Annotated in this window: 2 protein-coding genes; both read left to right on the top strand. The window is 62.4% G+C overall.

The genetic code is table 11. The features are described 5' to 3' along the window. Window positions 1-864, top strand: an 864-nt coding sequence (locus DBR18_RS27120; RefSeq protein ID WP_108592646.1) for a HAMP domain-containing sensor histidine kinase, incomplete at its 5' end; no start/stop codon positions are given. A 234-nt stretch (window positions 865-1,098) separates the two neighbouring features. Then, on the top strand, window positions 1,099-1,566 hold a 468-nt coding region (xopAW, locus tag DBR18_RS27115), incomplete at its 3' end, for an EF-hand domain-containing protein (protein ID WP_146188811.1).

Below are 1,566 nucleotides of genomic sequence, written 5' to 3'. Positions count from 1 at the left end.
CGCCCGCCTCGCCCCTGGTTCGGCGGGCCGCTGGTGCCGCTGACCTTCCAGTTCATCTCGCTGATGATCGCTGCGTGGTACGGCGCCAAGCTGCTCAGTCGGCCCATCCAGCGCCTGAGCGACGCCGCCGAACGCCTCAGCGAGAACCTCGACAGCCCGCCATTGGACGAGTCCGGCCCGCGTGAAGCCCGGCAAGCGGCGTACACCTTCAACTTGATGCAACAACGCATTCGCGAACAGGTGCAGCAACGGGCACGCATGCTCGGCGCCGTCTCCCATGACCTGCGCACCCCGCTGTCGCGGTTGAAACTGCGCCTGGAACAGATCGACGACGACAAACTGCAGGGCCAGATGCGTCAGGACCTCAACGACATGATCGGCATGCTCGACGCCACCCTTACCTACCTGCACGAACAACGCACCAGCGAAGCCCTGCAGTTGATGGACGTGCAGGCCTTGGTCGAATCCCTCTGCGAAAACGCCCAGGACCAAGGCGCGGACGTTGAAGTCAGCGGCCATTGCGCGCCGCTGCAGGTACAACCGATGGCATTGCGCTCGTGCATCAACAACCTGATGGACAACGCCCTGCGCTACGCCGGACAAGCGCGCATCGAACTGCAGGATCAGCGTGAGCAACTGCTGATCCGCGTGATCGACCACGGCCCGGGCATTGCCGAAGACAAACGCGAGGCCGTGTTCGAGCCGTTCTATCGCCTGGAAGGCTCACGCAACCGCAATTCCGGCGGTGTCGGCCTGGGCATGACCATTGCTCGCGAGGCCGCTCAGCGTCTGGGCGGGCAGTTGAACCTGGAAGAAACTTCGGGTGGCGGCCTGACCGCCGTCATCCGCCTGCCGCGCACCTGAGTAACATCAAAGCCATTTGCAGGAGCTGTCGAGTGCAACGAGGCTGCGATCATTTGATTCTGCTGGGTGCTGGATAGGGCAACGGCAAAAGATCGCAGCCTTCGGCAGCTCCTACAGGGGGATCGGGGCGTCTGTGTACCACCCGGTACAAAGCCAAAATACCCAGGACAACTTGCCCCTTGAGTCTGCACAAGCCGGTACACCCACCGGTTTTACAGTCCAAGGAGTGAGCCCATGATCGGTAGCGTCAGCAACTACACGAGCTATACCAGCACCAGCAGCACCTCCACCCAAAACGCCCGCAGCCAGCAGCTGCAAAAGCAGCTGTTCGCCAAACTCGACAGCAATGGCGATGGCGCGGTGGATCAGGACGAACTGAACAGCGCCCTGTCGCAGAAATCCAGCGACGGCCTGCTGGTCAACCTCAGCAAGCAATTCGGTGATCTGGACAGCGACGCCAGCGGCAGCCTCAGCGCCGAAGAAATGAGCGCCATGGCGCCCCCACCGCCACCAAAGGATCAAGCCCCCAACACCGATCTGGCCGACGCCCTGATCAGTGCCCTCGACACCGATGGCGATGGCGCGATCAGCAGCGACGAACTGAGCAGTGGCCTGACCAGCGCCGGCAGCAGCGCCGACAGCAATCAGATCTTTTCGGCTCTGGACAAGAACAAGGACGGCACCGTCAGTCAGGACGAACTC

It is taken from the genome of Pseudomonas sp. HMWF021, from assembly GCF_003061005.1.
Lineage (GTDB): Bacteria > Pseudomonadota > Gammaproteobacteria > Pseudomonadales > Pseudomonadaceae > Aquipseudomonas.
The sequence above is the reverse complement of the archived record's forward strand: the minus strand, read 5'-3'. Positions and strand labels throughout refer to the sequence as shown.